Origin of the sequence: Blastococcus sp. TBT05-19 (assembly GCF_003319095.1) — a bacterium.
Taxonomy (GTDB): domain Bacteria; phylum Actinomycetota; class Actinomycetes; order Mycobacteriales; family Geodermatophilaceae; genus Blastococcus.
This window is the reverse complement of the sequence record NZ_QOHI01000001.1, coordinates 125,621-147,661: the sequence shown is the minus strand read 5'-3', so window position 1 is coordinate 147,661 and position 22,041 is coordinate 125,621. Positions and strand designations below refer to the sequence as shown.

14 protein-coding genes and 1 pseudogene are annotated in these 22,041 nt (G+C 68.8%); 11 read left to right on the top strand and 4 right to left on the bottom strand.

The genetic code is table 11. The features are described from left to right. Positions 1-14: 14 nt before the first annotated feature. The 9 genes from DQ244_RS00695 to DQ244_RS00655 all read left to right on the top strand — a co-directional run bounded on the left by DQ244_RS00695 (position 15) and on the right by DQ244_RS00655 (position 11,531). The gene (locus tag DQ244_RS00695; protein WP_158544430.1) at positions 15-953 is read left to right on the top strand and encodes a glycosyltransferase; all 939 of its coding nucleotides are present in this window, start codon (positions 15-17) and stop codon (positions 951-953) included. Positions 954-1,411: 458 nt separating this feature from the next. Further along, entirely contained in the window at positions 1,412-2,215 is an 804-nt protein-coding gene (locus DQ244_RS00690) for a glycosyltransferase (protein ID WP_158544429.1), read from the top strand. A 13-nt stretch (positions 2,216-2,228) separates the two neighbouring features. Further along, positions 2,229-3,698, top strand: coding sequence for a lipopolysaccharide biosynthesis protein (locus DQ244_RS00685; protein ID WP_158544428.1), 1,470 nt, complete (start codon positions 2,229-2,231; stop codon positions 3,696-3,698). After that, positions 3,695-4,909, top strand: a complete 1,215-nt coding sequence (locus tag DQ244_RS00680) for a glycosyltransferase family 4 protein (RefSeq protein WP_113809572.1) — start codon at positions 3,695-3,697, stop codon at positions 4,907-4,909. The genes DQ244_RS00685 and DQ244_RS00680 overlap by 4 nt, the downstream gene beginning before the upstream one ends. Continuing rightward, the gene (locus DQ244_RS00675) at positions 4,897-6,150 is read left to right on the top strand and encodes a polysaccharide pyruvyl transferase family protein (RefSeq protein WP_113809571.1); all 1,254 of its coding nucleotides are present in this window, start codon (positions 4,897-4,899) and stop codon (positions 6,148-6,150) included. The genes DQ244_RS00680 and DQ244_RS00675 overlap by 13 nt, the downstream gene beginning before the upstream one ends. Before the next feature lie 1,477 nt (positions 6,151-7,627). After that, positions 7,628-8,386, top strand: a complete 759-nt coding sequence (locus DQ244_RS00670; RefSeq protein ID WP_113809570.1) for a hypothetical protein — start codon at positions 7,628-7,630, stop codon at positions 8,384-8,386. A 110-nt stretch (positions 8,387-8,496) separates the two neighbouring features. Beyond that, positions 8,497-9,777, top strand: coding sequence for an O-antigen ligase family protein (locus DQ244_RS00665; protein WP_147251432.1), 1,281 nt, complete (start codon positions 8,497-8,499; stop codon positions 9,775-9,777). Positions 9,778-9,877: 100 nt separating this feature from the next. Next, positions 9,878-10,351 carry a DapH/DapD/GlmU-related protein gene (locus tag DQ244_RS00660; protein ID WP_113809568.1) on the top strand — a complete coding sequence of 158 codons (474 nt, stop codon included), beginning with the start codon at positions 9,878-9,880 and terminating at the stop codon, positions 10,349-10,351. Positions 10,352-10,736: 385 nt separating this feature from the next. Further along, positions 10,737-11,531: a hypothetical protein gene (locus tag DQ244_RS00655; RefSeq protein WP_113809567.1), complete on the top strand. Its 795-nt coding sequence runs from the start codon at positions 10,737-10,739 to the stop codon at positions 11,529-11,531. Between the two features lie 38 nt (positions 11,532-11,569). Here DQ244_RS00655 and nrfD read toward each other — a convergent pair whose 3' ends face one another. The 4 genes and pseudogenes from nrfD to DQ244_RS00630 form a co-directional block, all read right to left on the bottom strand. Continuing rightward, the gene (gene nrfD / locus DQ244_RS00650) at positions 11,570-12,613 is read right to left on the bottom strand and encodes an NrfD/PsrC family molybdoenzyme membrane anchor subunit (RefSeq protein WP_113809566.1); all 1,044 of its coding nucleotides are present in this window, start codon (positions 12,611-12,613) and stop codon (positions 11,570-11,572) included. A 1-nt stretch (position 12,614) separates the two neighbouring features. Next, complete coding sequence (locus DQ244_RS00645; RefSeq protein ID WP_113809565.1) at positions 12,615-13,682, bottom strand: 4Fe-4S dicluster domain-containing protein; 1,068 nt, start codon at positions 13,680-13,682, stop codon at positions 12,615-12,617. A gap of 25 nt (positions 13,683-13,707) precedes the next feature. Then, positions 13,708-17,007: pseudogene (fdh, locus tag DQ244_RS00640) on the bottom strand (formate dehydrogenase). An 87-nt stretch (positions 17,008-17,094) separates the two neighbouring features. Beyond that, on the bottom strand, positions 17,095-17,358 hold the full coding sequence (locus tag DQ244_RS00630; RefSeq protein ID WP_147251431.1) for a hypothetical protein: 264 nt from the start codon (positions 17,356-17,358) through the stop codon (positions 17,095-17,097). 158 nt (positions 17,359-17,516) lie between these two features. On the opposite strand from DQ244_RS00630, the gene DQ244_RS00625 reads away from it, so the two are divergent. Beyond that, positions 17,517-19,412, top strand: coding sequence for a bifunctional diguanylate cyclase/phosphodiesterase (locus tag DQ244_RS00625; RefSeq protein WP_113809562.1), 1,896 nt, complete (start codon positions 17,517-17,519; stop codon positions 19,410-19,412). Next, positions 19,409-21,970: a diguanylate cyclase domain-containing protein gene (locus DQ244_RS00620; RefSeq protein WP_113809561.1), complete on the top strand. Its 2,562-nt coding sequence runs from the start codon at positions 19,409-19,411 to the stop codon at positions 21,968-21,970. The genes DQ244_RS00625 and DQ244_RS00620 overlap by 4 nt, the downstream gene beginning before the upstream one ends. Positions 21,971-22,041 lie beyond the last annotated feature (71 nt).

Sequence of the window (22,041 nt, the reverse complement as noted above, 5' to 3'; positions counted from 1 at the left end):
CCAGGAGCTTTTCCGTGACCACATTGCTCGTCGCCGCGACCGGTGGACACCTCGCGCAGCTCTACCAACTGAGGCCCCGGCTGGTTGAACCGGGCACCCCTGTCGTATGGGCCACCTTCGACTCACCGCAGAGCCGCTCGATGCTGGCCGAAGAGATCGTCGAGTACGTCCCATACACCGCTCCCCGGGATTACCGAACGGTGGTGGCGAACGCCTCCCGGGCGCTCAGCATCCTCCGCAAGTACCGCGTTGACACTGTGATCAGCACTGGGTCAGGGATAGCGCTTTCCTTCTTGCCCGTGGCAAGAGCCATGGGCAAGAAGGCCCATTACATCGAAAGCGCCGCCCGAAGCGACGGCCCTTCCCAGACCGGGAAGCTCCTCGAGAAGGTCCCCGGCATCCAGCTCTCGGCGCAGTACCGATCCTGGGCACGGGCGCCGTGGGGGTTGAGCGTCTCAGTCTTCGATGACTTCGTGGCACACATGGAAGAGGCGCTGACCCCGCAACCGATCCGTTCCGTCGTCGTCACACTAGGCACCATCGAGAAGTACGGCTTTCGTCGCCTACTTGAGCGATTAGTGACGATCATCCCGCCCGATGTCGACGTGCTCTGGCAAACAGGTGTCACCGATATCGCTGGGCTTCCTATCACCGGCCGCCCATCGATGCCTCAGCACGAACTCCACGCGGCGATGGCAGAGGCTGATGCGGTCGTCGCGCACGCCGGGATTGGTAGTGCTCTAGGAGCGCTCAATGCCGGTCGGCGGCCGATTCTGGTGCCTCGCCGGTCCTCATTTGACGAGCACGTCGATGACCACCAAAGCCAAATCGCGCGTGAGTTACATGGGCGCAATCTAGCGATCCACCGCGAGGTGCCGGCGTTGACGTGGCTGGATGTGCAAGAAGTTTCGACGTGGCGCATCCAGACGCCGCCTCACCTGGAGCCAAGATGAGAACTCCACGCCCACTTGACATGGCAGCACGCATCGACCAACGGTCACGGGTTGAGCATCATCCCTCCTAAGGAAGGCACCTCGTGGTGAAGAACCATCCGGCTACTGACCAGGGACCCGCCCCTGCTGCGTCGGACCTGGTGATCGCCTTGAGCTTCGAGACCTGGGACGACATTGTCCGGCGCGAGCATGTGCGCCCTCCGGACCGCCTCATTCGACATGCACTCAGCTCGGGCCGACTTCGTCGAGTGCTCGTGGCCAATCCCTGGAGAAGTCTTCCGCGAGCCGCGGGACGGAGGACCCTCGGACGGAGAAGCGCGCCCTTCCCCACCAACGACACCGCGCGGCTCGTCCGACCGATGAGATTGCGCAGATCCGACCCGCCTCGACTCGACTCCCTTCGCGTCTCCTACCGCGCTTACGGTCGCCGACTCACCCGCGAGGCACTTCGTGCCGGCATGCAAGCGCCAGCGCTCCTGACCTACAACCCATTGCATGCCGCCTTCGGCGACCACGGCGGATTTCGCTCAGTTACCTACGTGGGGCGTGATGACTGGTCGGCGCACCACGGCCACTCGGCGTTCGCGGAGGTATACCAGGCAGCCTACGATTCCATCAGCGATCGCGGACTCCGCGTTGCGGCCGTAAGCCAGCAGATCATCGATCGCATCTCCCCCCGGGGGCCATCCCGAGTAGTCCCCAACGGCGTGGACCCCCAAGTCTGGGGCGGTCCCCCACCGGCCCAGGACCCCCTCGAGGCCTTTTTGCGTCCGATCGGCGTGTACACCGGGACCGTCGATGAGCGTTTGTCCGCGACAGCACTCGCCAACGCTGCTCCCCACTTCGGCAGCATCTTGCTCGTCGGACCCGAAGGCGACGACACGGGCCGTCGACTGGCTACAACCTTGTCGAACGTCCACATGCTCCCGTCGATGGACCAGACCCGCTTGGCAGCGACCGTCATGGCGGCCGACGTCTGCCTCGTCCCTCACGTCGTCTCCGCACTCACGGAAGCCATGTCGCCGCTCAAGGTTTACGAGTACCTAGCCGCCGGCCGACCCGTCGTCGCTACCGACCTTCCGCCTATTCGCCACATCCACCCCTCGATCGTCCTGAGTTCCGTCGAACAGTTCGGTCAAAACTCCGCCCACGCGCTGGCGCGCGGACCGCTCGATGAGGACGAACGGCAGCGCTTCATCGACGAGAACAGCTGGGCCCAGCGTTGCGACGCACTTCTGGATCTGGCGCTCAGCCATGACTGATCCGGATACGGACGTGAGCGCCTTGCCGGCTGGGCAAGCAACCGCCCACCGGCATGCGACGACGGGGAGGGCCATCCGAAGAGGACTGGCCTGGACCGCGTTGTGGCGCATAGCTCTTCAGATCCTCCAGCTGGGCACGTCGATCGCGCTCGCAAGGCTGCTCGCGCCCTCCGACTTCGGGCTCGTCGCTCTCGCGGCGACCATTACAGGCTTTGCTACCTTGTTCGCCGAGTTCGGTATCGCTGCGGCCGTGATTCAGCGACCTGAACCTGACCGCGAATACCTCACGTCTGCGTTCTGGCTGAACGCATTGCTGGGCTGCGTGGGGGCCCTGGCCATTTGGGCAATTTCCCCTCTTGCAGCCATCGTCCTCGAGGCGCCTGATCTGGCCCAACTCCTACCCGTCGCTGGCTTGTCCATGGCGTTGTCGCTCGGCGTCGTGCACGGGGCCGTGCTGCGCCGAAAGATGAATTTCGCCAGGGTCGGCGTGGCCGAGGTTCTGGGAGGCGTAGCAAACGCCGCGTCCGCCATATCCCTGGCCGCAGCTGGCCTCGGACCCTGGGCGCTAGTTTCCGGAACGTTGGTCGGTACTGCTACCACAACGGTCGCCTATTGGATGCTCAGTCCAATGCGCCCGACGGGCTGGCCCACCCTCGGTATGACGAGGGAGATCTGGCGATACAGCCGAGGACTCATCGGCTTCAACGCGGTCAACTACTGGTCCCGCAATGCGGACAATTTATTGGTAGGGAAGTTTATCGGGACTACTGCGCTGGGCTTTTACAGTCGCGCCTATAATGCAATGCTTCTCCCCTTGTCCCAGGTGAGCACCACCATCTCCACGGTCATGTTTCCCGCTCTCGCCCGCCTGCAGTCCGACGCACGCCGACTTGGCGAGGCGTGGTTGGTCAGCACAAAGGCTTCGTGGATCGTAGGCGCACCGTTAGGTCTGGGGGTTTGCGTTGCTGCAGGTCCTCTCGTGGAGACGCTCTTCGGGGCTCGATGGCTGCCCGTCGCTCCGATCCTCTCGCTACTGGCTCTCTCTGTTCCTTGCCAACTGCTTGGCCAGAGCGCCGGACCCCTGTTCCAGGCGACCGGCCGAACCGCACTACAGTTCAAGCTCGGGGTGATCTCCAGCCTTCTCACTGTGCTGGCGGTGGGGGTCGCGGTGCCTTTCGGGGTGGTCGCGGTAGCTGCCGCTATAGCCATCAAGAGCTGGCTTACCGTTTGGATCGTGGTCCTGCCGGCGCTCAGATGTGCCGCGGTCCCGCTTGTCACATTTTTGCGCAGTCTTGCTGGTGGCGCCGCTGCCTCAATCGCTGCTGCTGGGGTCGCATGGATTGCGGGCCACGCCTCGGCCTTCATGGCAGCGCCCATGACACTTCTTGCCCAAGTGGTCGCCGGCGCATCGACCTATGCGGTGGCGCTCCTGCTGCTTGAGCGACCCTTCATCCGCCGAGTGCGGGGACGGAGCGCCACATGATTGCAAGTGCTGGCCACTGTGGACCCACTGTCGTCTACCTGCTGGCCGAGTATCCCGTCCTGTCCCAGACCTTCGTGCGGAACGAGATAGAAGGGCTGCGCGCGCGGGGGGTGAACGTGCGCGTGCTCACATTTAAAACCGGCAGCGTCCGACTAGACGCCTCGAATTCACAGGCGCAAGAACTGGAGCAGCCAGGCGTCCTCCCACTGCTCTGCAACCTTCTCTGGTGGGTGGGACACCATCCCGTGAGGCTCGCTCGGGTGCTCCGACGCTCGATCATCGTTCGGGGGCTCGGCTTGAAGCTTTTCCTGAGGCTGCTGCCGCCCCTGAGGACTATGGCCGAGGATCGCAGCGTGGTCGCCGTCCACAGCCACTTCGGGTGGGCGGCAGCCGCCCCGACGGCGTACGCCGCAGCACTGCTCGACACCCGCGCATCCATCACGCTGCACGCGGACGACATCTACACCCCTGCCTACGATGTCGGTCGCGTCCTGAACCATTTCGACCACCTGGTGACGGTATGCGAATTCAACGTCAAGGTCATTCGGAGCCTTCTATCGTCCAATGTGCCGATCTCGGTCATTCCCTGCGGGGTGGACGTCCCCGAGCCCCCCTCCCCCGCACTGACCGAGCGGACGATCTTGTCTGTCGGGCGTTTAGTGCCCAAGAAGGGGTTCCACCTTCTCATTGAAGCCATGGCGCACGTCGTCGAAGTCCTGCCTAACTGCCGGCTGCAGATAATCGGCGACGGGGAGTTGCGCGAGGGCCTCGAGCGGAAGGCAAGCGCGCTCATCGACTCAGGCCACATCGAGTTCTTGGGCGCGATGACGAACGACGCTGTGCTAGAGAAACTAGATCACTGCGCGGTCTTCTGCCTGGCCTGCACTGTCGACGACGAGGGCCGCAGCGATGCGCTGCCTGTTGTAATCAGGGAGGCCATGGCGCGGGCGCGCCCGGTGGTGTCGACGGACGTAGCCGGGATTCCGGAGACGCTTACCGGCGTCGGCTGGGTCGTGCCCAGGGATGAGCCCGGACTGCTCGCAGAGGCACTTCTCGCCGCCTTGCTGAACCAGGAACGCGCGCATGAGATGGGGGCGGCGGCCAGACAGCGGACGATGCAGCAGTACACCCTTGACCACACCGTAACCGGCATGCTGCGAGTGTTCGGTCTCGATGTCGACGACAGAAAGTCTGGCCCATGCGGATCCTGATAATCGGTGCGGTGTCGGGTAATGGGGGGGATGCGGCCATCCTGAGGGCCGAAGTCGACTCCATCCGGGAAGCTGCCGCACCTGAGGCGGTCTACGTCGATGTGGTGGACTCCCACCCAGCGCTGACGCGTACCGCAGTGCCTCAGGCCGACAGGGTCGTGGGCTCGGCCGCGCCATCCCCCTCCGCCGAGCGGAACACCCCGCCGTTAGTGGTGCGCGCCTTGCGGAAGCTGCGCCGCCTGACCGTGTCGCAGGCCCAGCCAACGTCGGAGCCGGTCTTCCCACTTCCGTCGGAGGAGATTCTCCAGCTGATCGCCGAGGCCGACGTGGTGTTGTACACGGGCGGGACGTCCTTGGTGGAGCACTACCCCCTTGGACCGAAGTTGGCGCTCATGCGAACGGCCCTCTTGATGGGGAAACCTCTCGTCCTCGGGACACAGAGCCTCGGCCCGTTCGCGGTCGATGCTCATGCCGCCGCCATGCGGGCCATCACCGCTGAAGCCTCAGCAGTCTTGCTGCGTGACGAAAAGTCGCTGCAGAACCTTCGCGCCATCGACGCCCGCTGCGATCACGTGCACGTTCTTCCCGACGTGGTCTTCGCGTCAGGTGAACCCGTCCTCCGGCCGACGGTGTCCGCGAAGCCGCCTCGCGTCGCCGTTTCGGTGCGGTCGTGGACGAAGTATCAACGGCTTGGTAGCCGAGCTGGGCAGCAGAAGTACGAGGAGGCCGTCCGGGACGCCGTTACATGGTTGGTCAAGGAACACAACGCTGAGGTCACGTTCATCTCGACCTGCCAGGGGGTTCCTGGATACTGGACGGACGATTCGGCGATCGCAGCCCACATCGCGGCGGGGCTCGGCAGCGATGTGCGAGAGCGTGTCACGGTGATCCGTGAGCACATCCCTCCTGAAAGGCTGCAGCGGCGGTTCGCCGAGTTCGACGTCGTACTGGCCACCCGCATGCACGCAGCCATCCTCGCCTTGAACGCGGGCACCCCGGTCGTGGCCGTCGCTTACGAATTCAAGACCCAGGAACTCTTCAGCCGCCTCGGCATGTCGAGTCTCGTGCACGAGATCGACGCCGTCACCGGATGTAATCTGCGTCGCAGCCTCGCCTCCGTGCTCGACGACACCGCTCGGGCGCGCGGGTTGGTGGCGGATGCCGTTGCGAACTTGCGCCCGCGCGCCAACGAACTCGGCCAGCATGTCGTCGCCAGCGCGCGGCGCCGACCCAGCGAATAGCCCTGATCAGGGCGCGCCAGCCAGGGGGACTCATGTGGGAGCGCAGGCCACCGACAGACGAAGCGTCACGCGGCCTGCTGCCAAGTACACACATGCCGACGAGGCGTGGCTTCCTCTTGGGCGGGGCAACCGCCGCACTCTCCGTCGCGCTTGCAGGCAGCGACACGAGCATTTCGCCGATGCTCCCGACGCCAGCGTCGGATCAGGCGGACTGGCCGGCGCAGGCATCTTTCGGTCGCCCACGCCCGAACGCGACACCGTCGTTCGGTCCGAACGGCACCCACTGGCCGCAGGACACACCGTGGCTCAACGACGCAGTCGGTCGGCAGATCGACGTCGAATGCTCATGGGCGGCTCTCACTCAGGCTTTGAAGTCCATCACACCAGCCGATGCAGCGAACGGCGTCCGCATCCGCCTAGCGCCGGGACAGCTGATCGGCCTCGGAGGCGGAGGCCGCGGACGCCCGGTCCTGAAGGACGTCGGGTCAGCGAGCTGGGAACAGCGCGTACTCGTAGTGCCGCGTGACGGATACGGCTCCGTGCGCATCGAGGGGTCCGCGAAGATCGAGGCTGTACAGCGTGTCTGCTTCGCCCAATTGCTAGCTGACGAGCTGACGTTGTCCGCATGTACCGGGTCAGCGGTTTGTTGGTCCACGCTGAGGGGCTGGATAATCTACGGCCTGGCCAGAGGGCCAGGGAGTGTCACAGAGGCCTGCGACCTCTATGAAGTGGTCGTGGACGCCCCCCACGTGAGCACGGCCGACGCGACCGGACTAGGGAGCGGCTATACCAAGGAGAGTGGCGGCCCAGCCGATGGCAATGGCTGGCTCCGGAACTGCCGGATCGTGGGCTGCTACACGGGGCCGCGATGGCGGCCGCGAGGCAGCACGGCCCATCTGGACACATGCCAGCTGTACGGAGCCGGAATCTACTACGGCTTCGCCTTCGTCGACTCTGCAATATGGGGTTCAAACAACTGCGCGCTGCAGGTGGGGGGGCTTCCGGACGCTTACGCACCGCACCTGCCGCTAGACGCTGCCCCTACGGTCTTGGAGCACTGCCTCTTGGTGGGACCGAAGACCTCAGCAGCCACCCGGTATCCGCTCCCGGTGGGTGCTGGGGCACCCCAACTCAACCAAGCGATCAACGGGTCGGGTGCCCCGCTCGGCATGGCCGCGCGAGACAGCATCTTCGCCGGGACCGTGTACCCCTCGACCTGGTCGTCCGTGACCGCGACGCAGATTCCGGCTCCCCGCCCGGGGGCCCGCGTCCTCAACGGAGCCTGGTCGGTGGAACCGACTCTCCTGAACCCGTCGAAGGCCTACTTCGATTTGATAAGTCCTAGGCCCACCTCTTCATACCTTCGGGCTGTCTGGGCTCACTAATCGACGGAGCGCTTACCTGGTGGCGCGACGGCGTCGTAGCATGATCCCGCTTCCGCTCCGGGCAGTCGTTCGGCGCCGACCAGAGGACGAGGATGAACCTGCCCGACACGCTCCGGCCGTTCGTGCGCCGGTGGTACGTCGCAGTCCCGCTGCTGTTGCTGACCCTCGCTGGCTCCTTCGTCGTCCGCGCGGGCGTTTCTCCGGGATATACCGTGACAGCCGCCGTGATCGTCTTGCCTCCCAGCGCACGGGTGGACGCCGCGACAGGAACTGAGACGTCGTCGGTCAATCCCCTGCTCGGCTTCAACAGCTCGACGCTGATCACAACACAAGCCCTAACGATCATCGCGAACGCGCCAGAGTTTCAGGAGCGCGTCAGCGAGCCGAGCGAGCTGGCGGCCTACTCGATCATCGCTTCGGAGCGGCAGCCCATCCTTCGCATCGCCGTGGAATCCAAGGACTTGAATGAGGCCGTGAACACCGCGAACGCGGTCATAGCCGAGTTGGGGTCCGAGCTGGACAGGCAGCAGGGACCATTCCCACCCTCGCAGAAGTTGCTAACGCAGACATTGTCGCCCCCGTCCGTTGCAGCCGTCGACAATTCCAAGCTTCGTGCGTTCGTGGTTGCGTTGGGGGTGGGCATCGTCGCGAGCGCCGGCATCACGTTCTTGGTGGATGCCCTGCTCATTTCTGCAGCACGGCGTGGGGGTCGTGGATACGGCGGCGCTCACGGCGCCCGCGAGTCGGGCAGCCAACTCACGGAAACGCCTGATGGTGCGGACGACGGACCTCGCGCAGGAGAGCAGGTCGTGGGCGTCGGACAGCCACCCGGCTTCACCCCTGCCAACTAAGATTTGTGGTTCCGCTGTCAACGCTGGAGAGGTACCGCTCCCAAGCGCGTCATGCTCTGAGGCGTCCCCCACGCCTCACGGCATCAAATCTGCTAATCGTCTACCTCTGCTTGCTCTTCCTTCTGCCTGCGCGACTCGTCGTCACCGGCTTGGGTGGAGCCGGCCGACCAGCGGTCATCGCTGGCCTGGGCTTGCTCGCCTGGTGGATCTTCTGGCGTCTGGCGCCGGGCCTCAGCAGGCCACGCACACAACCCGTACACGCGCTTCTGCTCGTCTTCACCCTCGTGCTGTTCCTGGCATACGCGCTGGGCTTCGATCGCGGCTTACTTCCTCTTGAGGCGCGAAGCACGGATCGCTTCCTGCTGAGCCTTGGCTCGTGGCTCGGCGTCGCGCTCGTCGCCGCCGACGGTTTGCGCCATCGCGCGGAGGTGTACAAGGTCGTCAAGGCCGTCACCCTGCTCGCCGGCTTCAGCGCGGCGCTAGGCGTACTGCAGTTCTACGGCCTCGACCTTGTGCCGTACCTGCGCCTCCCGGGCCTGCAGTACAACCTTCAACTCGTCGGCCTCGGCCAACGTGGCGGCCCGGGTTTCAGCAGAGTTTACGGTACGCAGCAGCACTACATCGAGTTCGGCGTAGTCCTCGCCATGGTGCTGCCCCTCGCCCTTCACCGAGCACTTTTCGCCAGGTCTAAAGCGTCGGCTAGACGCCGATGGGTGCTACTTGCGCTCGTCGCCAGTGCGATCCCCTTCTCCATCTCACGTGCAGGCTTCCTGGGTTTGGTTGTCGGCCTCCTCGTCCTCGCTTCCATCTGGCGGGGCCGTGTGCTTCGCCGGGCAGCGGTCGTAGCAGTCGTGGGTCTCGCCGCCTTCCGCCTAGTGAATCCCGGCGTACTGGGGACGATTCGGTCGAGCTTCCTGAACTTTGACAACGATCCCAGTATCGCTGGCCGCCGCGAAGACTATGAGGCGGTGGCCATGTACTTCTGGGACAGGCCGTGGTTCGGCCGAGGCCCGGGGACATTCGTTCCGGAGATCTACCGCGTACTCGACAACCAACTTCTAGTCTCCCTCTTGGAACTGGGAGTGATCGGGACCATTGCATTGTGTGCCCTGTTCACAGGGATGTTCGGCCTGGGGCGCCAGGTGCGGAAGCTGGGCAGGGACGAATTCGACGTACATCTGGGTCAAGCCATGGCCGCTACCGCAGCCGTGGCCCTCCTCGCTTCGTTCACTTTCGACTCACTGACCTTTCCGACGTTCGCCGGCCTCTTCTTCCTACTCCTGGGTTTGGTAGCCGCGCTTCGGCGGACGATCGACGCCGATGGCAGCACTGCCCCTACACAGTTCAGCCGCGTACGAGGCGCGGCCGAGATGACGAGAGGACTTCGATGAAGCGCAGCTCTCGCCAGCCGATGGGTTAGTCGACCGAAGCCCGACGTGTCCCTGGCGCGACACTTAACTCGCACCCCGCGCAATTGAGAGGACAAGCTAGGTGCTCACCCTTCACAGACTTGAGTTTCTACGACGCAGCATCATGCTCCTGCGCCGATTCGCTCATAATCAAATATGGGGCATGCATGTACATCCCACGGCGATCGTGTCGCTCAAGGCGCACTTGGACAAGACTCATCCGGCCGGCGTGCACATCGGCGAGTACTCGTACATCGCCTTTGGCGCCGTAGTGCTCGCTCACGATCGCACGCGTGGGCTCTACCTGAATACGGTCGTGGGAGCCAACTGCTTTATCGGCGCGCGCAGCCTCATTCTTCCCGGCGTAAGGGTCGGGAACAACAGTATCGTGGGCGCAGGCGCCGTGGTGACTAAGGACGTGCCGCCGAGAACAATCGTGGCAGGAAATCCCGCCACCATAATTCAAAGCGAGATCGACGTGGTCCACTACGGAAGACTTCGAGGAGCCGATGCTACGACTTTGAAGCTGAAAGCTTCCGGCATCTACCGCGGCTAACGTCAGCTACATTCCGCAGAAGGGTGAGCTCTCACCGCTGAACCCGAGCCGATGACAGCTCAGGGGAGAACGAAGACGTATACCGTTATGGCTACTACGGCTATCGCGGAAAGGTAGGCCCAGGTAGCGAAGGTCCAGCCGCCGGACCTCAGCGCTGATGACTGGCCGCGATCCTGCTCCTGCTCCATGGCGGCTAGGATTCCACATCGTCTGGCAGCGAGCGGACTCTTGGCCGCCAACCAGTACTTCCAGAGTCTGGCCCTCGACCGCCGCGGAGGCGACATCTGCACAACGGGCGTGACGCCTGTGGCGCACGTGCTGCGGCGTTAGCGACACGTTCCACGGCATCGATCGGGCCGCGCCGCTCCGCTCCTACCCTTCGGCCATGCCTTGTCCCACCTGCGGGGCGACGGACGCACGCACGCAGATCCTTCCCGGTTACTGGCGCTGCGACGCCGTCGTCCGTGTCGGCGAACTCGTCGGCGGACCGGCCGTTCCGACGGCAGAGCCGGCCGAGACGAAGCGCTGCAGCACCATCTACATCCAGACCCGTGCCGACGACGAGGCCGCGCTCTGCCGCTGCGGCGACCCGGCCATCGGCGAGTGCACCGAGTGCACCCGCGCCGTCTGCGCTGACCACTCCGCCCTCTGGCAGGGCTGGCGGGTCTGCGACCGCGACCTGGCCAACGCCCGCATGCGCTCCCGCGCCGCCGCCCTCGCCGAGGAGCGCCGCCGCGCGGAGGAGAAGGCCGCCGCCGAGGCCGAGCGCCACCGGCAGCGCACCGAGCTGCTCGACCTGGCCGCCGAAGACGCCGTCTGGATCCTCTACGCCCGCGACGAGAAGCGCACCGAGCAGGAGGTCCGCTCCGCGGTGCACGTCCTGCGCGGCCTGAACGCCGCCGAGTTCACCGACACCTGCCTCTACCTGCTCCCCTACGCCCGCGAGGTCGAGAAGCGGCGCGCCGGGATGGGCAAGCTCGCCGGCTGGGCATTCGAGGGTGCCGACTACCACGGTCGGTCGTGGTTCCTGACCCGCAAGGGCGAGTGGCACCGCAGCGGCGCCTACGGTGCATCAGCCTCGGAGGGCCGCTGGAAGAAGGTGCGCTTCGACGACGTCGAGAAGCGCGCTGTCATCGACGAGCTCGCCTGGCAGCAGAGAGTCGACAGCGCACTCATCTGACCGACCCGCCGGTCCGGCGCCCGCAGGCGCCGGACCGGTCAGCGGGTGACCGTGGAGGCGTGCTCGTTCGTGCCGGCCTCGAGCCGCTCGCGCTGCGGGACGACGACGTACTTCGGATCCTTGGTGCTGGCGATGCCGGCCTCGAAGACGCCGAAGCGGGTGAGCAGCGATCCCGCGGCGAGAAGCGTTCCTGACGCAATGGCGCCGATGCGGGTGCGCCCGGCCAGGACGGTGAGTCCGGCGCCCGCGGCGGTCGCCGTCTTCGCCGCCTGCATGAGCTTCCCCGGCCGGCCCTCGTGGAACGGCTCGCTGAGGATGCCGTGGTCGTGCTCCACCTTGTGCACGACGGCGAGCTCGATCGCCGCTCCGGCGACGGCCATCTTGCGGGCCGGCCCGGCCTCGTCGACCGGCACGAAGATCATCGAGATGCCGCCGCCGGCCGCCATCGCGGAGCCACCGAAGACGTAGGGCAGCTGCTTGTAGGCCGCGTGCCACGACGGCACGGCGGTGTTGGCCAGCAGCACGCCGGTGTAGGTGGCCAGCGGTCCGCCGAAGATCGCCGACACCACTCCCCCGAAGCGCTTGAGCCGGGGGAACCAGCCCAGCAGCTCCACGGCCGCCGTCGCTCCGGCCGCCGCGCTGAACGGCGACAGGATGTAGGTGCCCACCGACAGCGGGGACGTCAGCTTGAACACCCGCAGCATGTGCAGGAACCGCTCCGGGCGGCCGAGGTCGTGCACCAGGGCGACCACCGAGAGCATCGAGCCGACGCCCGCGGTGTAGCGGCCCACCCTGGTCAGCTTCGGCCGGTCGGTCAGGTCGGCGATGGCCGCGAGGATCGACGAGGACCCGGCCGCGCCGCCCAGGAACAGGTAGAGCGGCACGTCCGGCGACTTCCACACCGGCGTCTTGACGATCTGCCGGCCGTAGTACGAGGTGAACTCGACGTCGTCGACCATCGCGACCTCGCCGCGACCCCGACCGCCGCCGCGCTTGCGGCGCTTCTTGGTCGAGTGCTGCGTCGAAGGGCCGCGGTCGGCCTGGCGCCACCCCGCATCCGGGCTGGTGATCCCGCCGGTCATGTCAGCGCCTCCGCGAACCGAGGACGGCGGTGGCCGCGACCCCGATCATCATCACCGCAGCCTTGCCGGCCGCCTTCCACATCGCCGGCAGGTCCCGGGTGGTCACGATCGGGTCCGGCGGCAGGCCGTAGACCTCCGGCTCGTCGAGCAGCAGGAAGAAGGCCCCGTCGCCGCCGACGCCGTCGTTCTCATCGCGCCCGTACAGCCGCGCGGTCTCCACGCCCTGCGCCTTGAGCGTCGCCAGGCGGGCGTCGGCCCGCGCCTGCAGCTCGTCGAGGTCGCCGAACTGGATCGACGTCGTCGGGCACGCGGTGGCGCACGCCGGCTGCAGGCCGTCGGTCAGCCGGTCGTAGCACATCGTGCACTTGAAGACCCGGCCGTCGTCCTTGCGCTGGTCGATGACGCCGTAGGGGCAGGCCGCGACGCAGTAGCCGCAGCCGTTGCAGATGTCGCCCTGCACGACGACGGTTCCGAACTCGCTGCGGAACAGCGCACCGGTGGGGCACACGTCGAGGCAACCGGCGTGCGTGCAGTGCTTGCACACGTCGGAGCTCATCAGCCAGCGGATCTGCTTGTCCGCGCCCGTCTGGCCGGTCTGCGGGTCGAACTCCGAGAGCGCCTCGGCGTTGAGCACGCTCTGCTGCGCGTTGGCCAGGCTGATCGGGTCGCCGGCGTTCGCGGGCGAGGGGCCGTGGTCGTGCCGGTCGTCGCCGGGGCGGCCGAAGGTCGGCATCGGCAGGTCCACGGCGCGGGACTGCTCGATGAACGCCACGTGCCGCCACGAGTTGGCGCCGAGCTGCCCGGTGTTGTCGTAGGACATGCCCGACAGGCCCAGGGCGTCCCGCTGGCCGTGCGAGTCGTCCATCGGGAGCGTGTTCCACTCCTTGCAGGCCACCTCGCAGGCCTTGCAGCCGATGCAGACCGAGGTGTCGGTGAAGAAGCCGACCCGCTTGGGGTGGTCGGGCTCGTACCCGGCCTCCTGCGCGACGTCGGGCAGCGGCCCGAAGAGCCGGTTCTTGACGTCGCGGAGGCCACGGAGGCCCGGGCTGGCGGAGCTGACCGAGGTCACGCGGCGGCCCTCCTCATCTGGTGCGTCATGTGATGGTCGAGCCCTCTCCGGCGTCGGCGGCGACCGGGTCGCGGCCGTTCTTGCCGACCCTCCCGGACTCCACCCCGGCCCGGCGGCGGTACTCCTCCACGAAGTCGATCAGCCCCGGCCCGCGCGGCCGGCGGCCGGCCACGATGTCGGCGGTGCTGACCTTGTCCTCCTGGATGTGGGTGTTCGGGTCGAGCGAGATGCCCAGCAGGTCGTTGGCCGAGTCCCCGGTGGAGATGCCGGCGTAGGACCAGTGGTAGGGCATGCCGATCTGGTGCACGACCTGCCCGTTGCGCAGCCGGATGGGCCGCATCCGCTCGGTGACCAGCACCTTCGCCTCGATCGCCGTCCGAGCGCTGACCAGGGTGGCGAACTCGCCGTTGGTCAGCCCCCGCAGCTCGGCCAGCTCCGGGCTCACCTCGACGAAGAACTCCGGCTGGAGCTCGGCGAGGTAGGGCAGCGTGCGGCTCATCCCGCCGGCGGTGTGGTGCTCGGTCAGCCGGTAGGTGGTCACCTGGAACGGGAAGACCTCGCTCATCGAGGGGTTCTCCCGGTTCCACGGGCCGGGGATGCGCTCCACCGTCGGGTTCGCCTGCTGCTTGTACAGGGCGTTCTCGACGACGGACTCGACCGGCTCGTAGTGCGTCGGCAGCGGCCCGTCGACCACGCCCCCGGGCGCGAACAGCCACGCCTTGCCGTCGCCCTGCATGACGAACGGGTCGCTGCCGGCCAGCGCGGCCTGCGCCTTGGCGCCGTCGGGCGGCACGTAGTCCGGGCGCTTGTTCTTCTCGAAGTCCGGGATGTCCAGGCCGGTCCACTCACCGGCGGCCTCGTCCCACCACACGTACTTCTTGCGCTCGCTCCACGGCTTGCCGTCGGGGTCGGCCGACGCGCGGTTGTAGAGCATCCGGCGGTTGAGCGGCCAGGCCCAGCCCCACTCCGAGGCGACGGGTCCCTGCTCCTTGCCCGGCTTGCGGCGGTCGGCCTGGTTCACGCCGTCGGCGTAGACACCGCAGTAGATCCAGCACCCGCCGCTGGTCGAGCCGTCGTCCTTCATCTGCATGTAGGAGTTCAGCAACTCGCCGTCCGGACCGAAGCCGTTGATCTCGCGCAGCACGGCGTCGGCGCTGGGGTCGGCGGTCTCGCCCTCCACCGGGTAGTCCCAGGTGAGCTGGAGCAGCGGGCGGTCCCGCGGGTCGGTGGAGTCCTTCAGCCGCTCCCGCAGGATCCGGCCGAGGTGGTAGTAGAACCACAGGTCGCTGCGGGCGTCGTTCGGCGGCTCGACCGCCTTGTGCCGCCACTGCAGCACCCGCTGGGTCTGGGTGAAGGTGCCTTCCTTCTCCACGTGCGTGGCCGCGGGCATGAAGAAGACCTCGGTGGCGATCGTCTCCGGCGCGAGCTCGCCGGTCTCGATCTCCGGCGACTCCTTCCAGAAGGTCGCCGACTCGATCATCTGCAGGTCGCGGACCACCAGCCAGTCGAGGTTGGCCAGGCCGAACCGGTTCATCCGGCCGTTCGGGTGCCCCACGGTCGGGTTCTCACCGACCAGGAAGTAGCCCGAGACCTTGCCCTCGATCATGTCGGCGATCGTGCGGTAGGAGCTGTGGTCGCCGTTGATCTTGGGCAGGTAGTCGAAGCAGTAGTCGTTCTCGGGCGTCGCGTGCTCGCCCCACCAGGCCTTGAGCAGGCTCGTCATGTACGCCCGCTTGTTGCCCCAGAACCCGGCCTTGCCGGCGGCGTCGGCGACGTACTCCTCGAGCGTGCCGTGCTGGCGCGCGTGCGGCATCGGCAGGTAGCCGGGCAGCAGGTTGAACAGCGTCGGGATGTCGGTCGAGCCCTGGATGCTGGCGTGCCCGCGCAGCGCGAGGATCCCGCCGCCGGGGCGGCCGATGTTGCCCAGCAGCGTCTGCAGGATCGAGCAGGTGCGGATGTACTGCGCGCCCACGCTGTGCTGCGTCCAGCCCACGGAGTACACCCACGCCGTCGTCCGGTCGCGGTTGCTGTTGCTCGTGACCCACTTCGCGACCTGCTCGAAGACCGCGGGCTCGATGCCGCAGACCTCGGCCACCATCTCCGGCGTGTAGCGGGCGTAGTGCCGCTTGAGGATCTGGAACACCGAGCGGGGGTGCTGCAGGGTGTCGTCGCGCTTGGGCTTCGAGGCGATCGTCGGCCCGCCGCTCCCGGCCGCCTGCGCCCGGTCGGAGTGCTTGACGTCCGGGTGCTGGTCGGTGCGCTCCTGCTCGGCGGCCTCGCCCGGGTCGTCCGAGCCCGAGTTCGGCGGCTCCTCCGGCTGGTACTGCCAGCTCTTCTGGTCGTACACGCGGTTCTCCGCGTCGAAGCCGGAGAACAGGCCGTCGAGGTCCTCGGAGTCGACGAACTCCTCGCTGACCAGGGCGGCGGCGTTGGTGTAGGCCGCGACGTACTCCTTGAAGTACAGGTCGTTGCTCAGCACGTAGTTGATCAGGCCGCCGAGGAACGCGATGTCGGTGCCCATGCGCAGCGGCACGTGCAGGTCGGCGATCGCGCTGGTCCGCGTGAAGCGCGGATCGATGTGGATGATCTTGGCGCCGCGCGCCTTGGCCTCACCGACCCACTGGAAGCCCACCGGGTGGCACTCGGCCATGTTCGAACCCTCTATGACGATGCAGTCGGAGTTCGCGAGGTCTTCCAGGAAGTTCGTGGCACCGCCACGACCGAACGAGGCACCCAGACCGGGCACCGTCGCAGAGTGCTATATGCGTGCTTGGTTCTCGATCTGTACAGCGCCCAGGGCGCTGTACAGCTTCTTCATGAGGTAGTTCTCCTCGTTGTCGAGGGTGGCCCCTCCGAGGCTGGCGAGCCCCATGGTGCGGTTGACCCGCTTGCCGCCGTCGACCTGCTGCCACCCCTTGCGACGGGCTTCCAGCACGCGGTCGGCGATCATCTCCATCGCCGTGTCGAGGTCCAGGTCCTCCCAGTCCGTCCCGAAGGGACGGCGGTACTTGACCGTGGTGACACGGGTGGGGCTGGTGACCAGCTGCTTGCTGGCGCTGCCCTTGGGGCAGAGCCGGCCGCGGCTGATCGGCGAATCGGGGTCGCCCTCGATCTGCGTGATCTTCTCGTCCTGGACGTACACGTTCTGGCCGCAGCCCACGGCGCAGAAGGGGCAGACGCTCTTGACGACGCGATCAGCGGTCGCGGTGCGCGACACGGTGGCCTCGGTGCCCTTGCTGCGGGCGGCCTTGCCGCGCCCCAGCGGGTCCGAGCCGGTGAGCTGGCGGTACACCGGCCAGCTATCGAGCCAGGTCTTCACCCCCAGCACTCTGCCACTCGATCGTCGCGGTGGCGCGGCGGGTGGCGTCGTGCGTGTCCTGATCGCCCACAACCGGGTTGCTCGGGCGGCCGATCAGGACGGCGCGAGGCGTCCGGGCCACGCCCCACCCAGCCGTCGCGGCTGCGGCACCGACTCGGAGGCGGCCAGCCGGACGGCCTGCGCGCGCCGCTGGGCCGACCGGCGCGCCAGCACCGCCGCCTGCGCGGCGTCCGAGCTGCGCCGGGCCCGCTCGGCGAGCACGTCGGCGGTCTCCAGCAGCAGGGCGACCCGCCGTCGGCGGTCGGACGATCCCTCCCGGGGGGCCGGGATGCGGTCGGGCCTCTGCGTCGAGGGCATGGCGAGATCCTGCTCCGGGGCCACGCGATCCGCGACTCAACGTCGCGCAGCCCGCGGGAGCGCCCCCTCTGTCGGGCGGTGCCGGTCCGCCACCCATCCGGGTGACGGATCCATAACGGCGGCTGCAGCAACGGCCCGTACCTCCCGACAACCACCAGGTGACGACCGCGCCCGACCTGGGGCAGCCAGCGGCTGCAGTCCCGGCTCCGCCCGCACGAGGGCGCACCGGGCTCCTCGCCGTCCTGTCGTTCGGGATCGCGCTGACCGCCGTCGTCCCCGCCGTCCTGCCCGGCCACCCCCTGCTCCGGGCGCTCGTCGCGCTGCTCTGCCTGGTGCCGATCACCGCGGCCCTCACCGCCGTCTGCCGCCGCCAGCACCGGCTGAGCTCCGACCTGCGCGCCAGCCAGGCCGCGTTCCGCACGCTCGTGCGGAGCAGCGTCGACCCCGTCGTCATCCTCGACGACCGGCTGCGCGTCACCTTCGCCTCCCCGGGCATCGCCCCGCTGCTGGGCCGCGAGCCCGACGACCTGATCGGCCGGCCGCTCGAGCCGGCCATCCACCCCGACGACCGCGGCAACCTCTTCGGCACCGCCACCTCCCGCGGCGAGAACGGCGAGTTCGCCGTCCGCACCGCCCGGGTGCGCACCGCCGACGGGCAGTGGCGCCTCGTGCAGGCGACCGTCCGCGACCTGCGCACCGACCCCGACGTCGGCGCGCTGGTCCTCTACTGCCGCGACGTCACCTCCCGCGGCCGGGGCACCGACCCCGAGCTGCTCGAGCTCTCGCTCACCGACCCCGTCACCGGCCTGCCCAACCGCACGGCGCTCAGCCGCCGGCTGGCCACCGTCCAGCGCCACGTGGCCACCTCCCCGGTCGCCCTCGTCCTGCTCTCCATCGACGACCTGCCCTCGGTCACCTCGCGCCCCGGCACCGAGGAGACCGTGCTCCGCGTGCTCACCGCGCGGCTGGCCCGCGAGCTGCGCGGCGAGGACTGGCTGGCCCGCGGCAAGAACGGCGACTTCGTCGTCCTCGTCGACGGCACCGTCTCCGACGCCGAGGTCGTCGCCACCCGCCTGATCACCACGCTCGGCTACGTGGCCACCCCGGCCGGCCCGCTCAGCGCCACCGCGGGCGTCATCGGCCTGGCGGCCAACGTCGACCCCGGCGAGACCCTGCGCCGCGCCGACCTCGCCCTCTACAGCGCCCGCACCGCCGGCGTGGGCTCCGTGCACCGCTACGACGACGCCCAGCGCAACGCCCAGGACCGCCGCAGCACCCTCGCCGTCGACCTCGCCGGCGCGCTGGCCCGCGGCGAGCTACGGCTGGCCTTCCAGCCCGTGGTCGACGTCGTCCTGCACCGCACCGTGTCGGTGGAGGCGCTGCTGCGCTGGCGGCACCCCGAGCTCGGCGACGTCTCCCCCCAGGAGTTCGTGCCGCTGGCCGAGGAGTCCCCGCTGATCACCGAGCTCGGTCGCTGGGTGCTCTCCGAGGCCTGCGAGACCGTCGCCCGCACCACCGACGACGAGCTGTCCGTCGCCGTCAACGTCTCCGCCCGCCAGGTCCGCAGCGGCGAGCTGGTCTCCGACGTCGTCGCCGCCCTGGAGAGCAGCGGCCTGCCCGCCTCCCGGCTGATCGTCGAGATCACCGAGTCGATGCTGCTCGACGAGCACGTCGCCGCCGACCTCGAGGCCCTGCGCGGTCTCGGCGTGCGCATCGCCGTCGACGACTTCGGCACCGGCTGGTCGTCGCTCGCCTACCTCGTCGGGATGCCCGTCGACCTGCTCAAGATGGACCAGCACTTCCTCGCCGACGTCGAGACCGACCCGCAGCGCCGGGCGCTGTGCCGCGCGATCCTGCAGCTGGGCACCAGCCTGGGCCTGCCGGTCATCGTCGAGGGCGTCGCCACCCCCGCCGTGCTCACGCTGCTCAGCGACATGGGCCACCGCTTCGTGCAGGGCTATGCCTTCTCCCGCCCGCTGGAGGCCGAGCAGCTCGCCGCCGGCGTGTGGCGGACCGTTCCCGAACTGGGGGCCGCTCCGGAGGTGCCTGCGTGAGCTGGCTCCGCGAGCTCCCCGTGCAGCTCCGCTGGACCGTCCTCCTCGGCATCGCCGGCCTGACCGCCGCGGTGCCGTTCAGCGCGCCCGACGGCACCGGCATGCAGTGGGACGAGCTCGTCCTCGGCTCGGTCGCCACCAGCTGCGGCGTGCTGATGCTGCGGCGGCTGGTGTCCATGGACCGCACCGCGGCCCGGCCGTGGTGGCCGCCCACCATCGGCGCGTTCGCCTTCGCCGTCGCCCAGTTCCTCGCCGGCTCCTTCCCCGGCCCGGAGTTCGACGGCTTCGGCGCCGACGACGTGATCCTGCTGGCCGGCGCCACCTCGCCGCTGATCACCTGCGCGCTCCTCGCCCGCCGCGTCATCCGCACCCGGTGGAGCGCCCTCGCCGTCGACGGCGCGGTCGTCGTCGCCTCGATCCTCGTGGTCACCGAGGTGCTGCGCACTCCGCTGGTCAGCCCGGCGAACGCGCCGGAGGACCTGCGCTCGCTGGTGCTCACCTACGGCGCCTACGCGGCGCTGATGCTCGGTGGCGCCGGCGTGATGTGCACCGTGTCGACGGCGGCGATGCGCCGCGCGGCCACCACGCTGCTCGTGGGCGTCTCGCTGCAGGCCTGCGCCGCGGGGGCCGAGGCCATGGCCATCGTCGCGCCGTCCTGGACGTGGACCGCGGTCTCCGACGGCGCCGTCGCCGCCGCCCTGCTCGCGGCCAGCCTCGCCACCTACCGCGCCCCGCTGCGGGCCGTCGGGCACACCGCCCGCGACGCCGCCCCGCAGGTCAGCCCGGTGGGCCTCGCGCTCGTCGCGGCCGCCGTGCTGGGCGTGCCGACGGCGCTCGTCATCGGCGTCCTGCAGGGCGAGCCGGTCAGCACCGGCGCCGAGCTCGGCATCGCCGTCGTCCTCGTGCTCATGGCCGTGCGCCTGGTGCTGCGCATCCGCGAGGACAGCCGCGTCACCGAGGACCTGGTGCGCAGCGAGGAGGACTTCCGCGAGCTCGTGGAGTCCAGCTCCGACGGCATCGCGATCATCGACGAGAAGTTCCACCTGCTCTTCACCTCCCCCGCCGCCCGCGACCTGCTGGGCATCGACGGGCGGACCGACCGCGAGGTCTCGCTGCTCGAGCTCCTGCTCCCCGAGGACCGCGAGGTCGTGCGCGCCGGCGGCGACGCCGCGCGGCACTTCCGCGTGCCGGTCGAGGGCGCGGCACCCCGCGAGCTGGAGGTCTCCACCTCCGAGCGCCCCGGCGGCGCCCGCCGCGTCCTGTACCTGCGCGACGTCACCACCCGCCGCCTGCGCGAGCGTGAGCTCGAGCGCATGGCCTACACCGACCACCTCACCGGGGTGCCCAACCGCATCCAGCTCTTCGCCGAGCTGGGCGCCGCCTCCGAGCAGCCGCGGGCCCTGCTGGTGCTCGACCTCGACGGCTTCAAGGCGGTCAACGACCTCTCCGGCCACGAGGCCGGGGACCAGCTGCTGGTCGAGGTCACCCGCCGGCTCCGCACCGTCGTCCGCGACGACGACCTGATCGCCCGCCTCGGCGGCGACGAGTTCGCCGTCCTGCTCAACGGCTCCCTGGCCGACGGCGAGGACGTGGCCGCCCGCATCGTCGACGTCATGGCGCACCCCTTCCGCGCCGACGGGCAGACGTTCGCCGTCGGCGCCAGCGTCGGCGTCGCCGTCCTCACCCCCCGCAGCGGGCAGGCCGCCTTCCGCGCCGCCGACGCCGCGCTGCGCGAGGCCAAGCGCGCCGGCAAGGGCTGCGTGCGCGTCGCGCAGGACGACGACCCGCTCAGCTCGGGGGAGATCACCCTCGAGGCCGCGCAGGTCGAGGGGACGACGAGCATCCGCCTCGACGTCGCCTGCGCCCCCGACGGCCGCATCGACCTGGTGCACGCCACCCCGGTGTACGAGCACCCCGTGCGCGGCACCTCCCGGGGTCTGGAGCTGTGGACCGCCGCGGAGCGGTACGGGCAGACGGCGGCGCTGCACCGCTGGCTGCTGCGGGAGGCGTGCGCGCAGGTGGCCACGCTCGACGACGAGTCGCTCGACCTGGCGGTCAGCCTGCCGCCGGGCGCTTTCCCGGCCGAGGGGCTCGCCTGCGAAGTCGCCTCGGCGCTGCAGGACGCCGGCCTCCCGGCGTCGCGGCTGGTGCTCTCCTTCACCGAGGAGACCCTGGTGACCTCCTCGGCGGCGCTCGTCCCCGAGCTCGAGGCCGTGCGGCGCACCGGCGTGCGGCTGTGCCTGGACGGCTACGGCATGGGCCACAGCATCTGGGCGCTGCTGGCGCGCGTGCCGCTGGACATGCTCCGGGTGGAGCTGGCGACCCTGGCCACCCGCGACGACACCGGCCGGGCGCTGACCGTGCTGGCGTCCATCGCCCGCACCAGCGCCGCGGTGGGCCTGGTCTCCGTCGCCGGCGGCATCGCCACCGACGAGCAGCGCGACGGCGCCGTCGCCGCCGGCATCGATCTCCTGCACGGCCGCGCGCTCCCCCACAACCTCGGCATCGAGGACCTGGCCGTCCAGCTGGCCGCCGGACGGGCGACCGTCTCGCGCTGACCCCGGGGTCGTCGCCGTGACGAACCGGTGAACAGCGGGGGAGGTGACTGGTGGCCTCCCCGCGCGGTGGA

Bases quoted from the DNA above. Each gene is read 5' to 3' on its own strand.
- DQ244_RS00690 (WP_158544429.1), top strand. From the start codon at position 1,412: ATGCAAGCGCCAGCGCTCCTGACCTACAACCCATTGCATGCCGCCTTC.
- DQ244_RS00680 (WP_113809572.1), top strand. From the start codon at position 3,695: ATGATTGCAAGTGCTGGCCACTGTGGACCCACTGTCGTCTACCTGCTG.
- DQ244_RS00675 (WP_113809571.1), top strand. From the start codon at position 4,897: ATGCGGATCCTGATAATCGGTGCGGTGTCGGGTAATGGGGGGGATGCG.
- DQ244_RS00670 (WP_113809570.1), top strand. From the start codon at position 7,628: ATGAACCTGCCCGACACGCTCCGGCCGTTCGTGCGCCGGTGGTACGTC.
- DQ244_RS00655 (WP_113809567.1), top strand. From the start codon at position 10,737: ATGCCTTGTCCCACCTGCGGGGCGACGGACGCACGCACGCAGATCCTT.
- nrfD (WP_113809566.1), bottom strand. From the start codon at position 12,613: ATGACCGGCGGGATCACCAGCCCGGATGCGGGGTGGCGCCAGGCCGAC.
- DQ244_RS00630 (WP_147251431.1), bottom strand. From the start codon at position 17,358: ATGCCCTCGACGCAGAGGCCCGACCGCATCCCGGCCCCCCGGGAGGGA.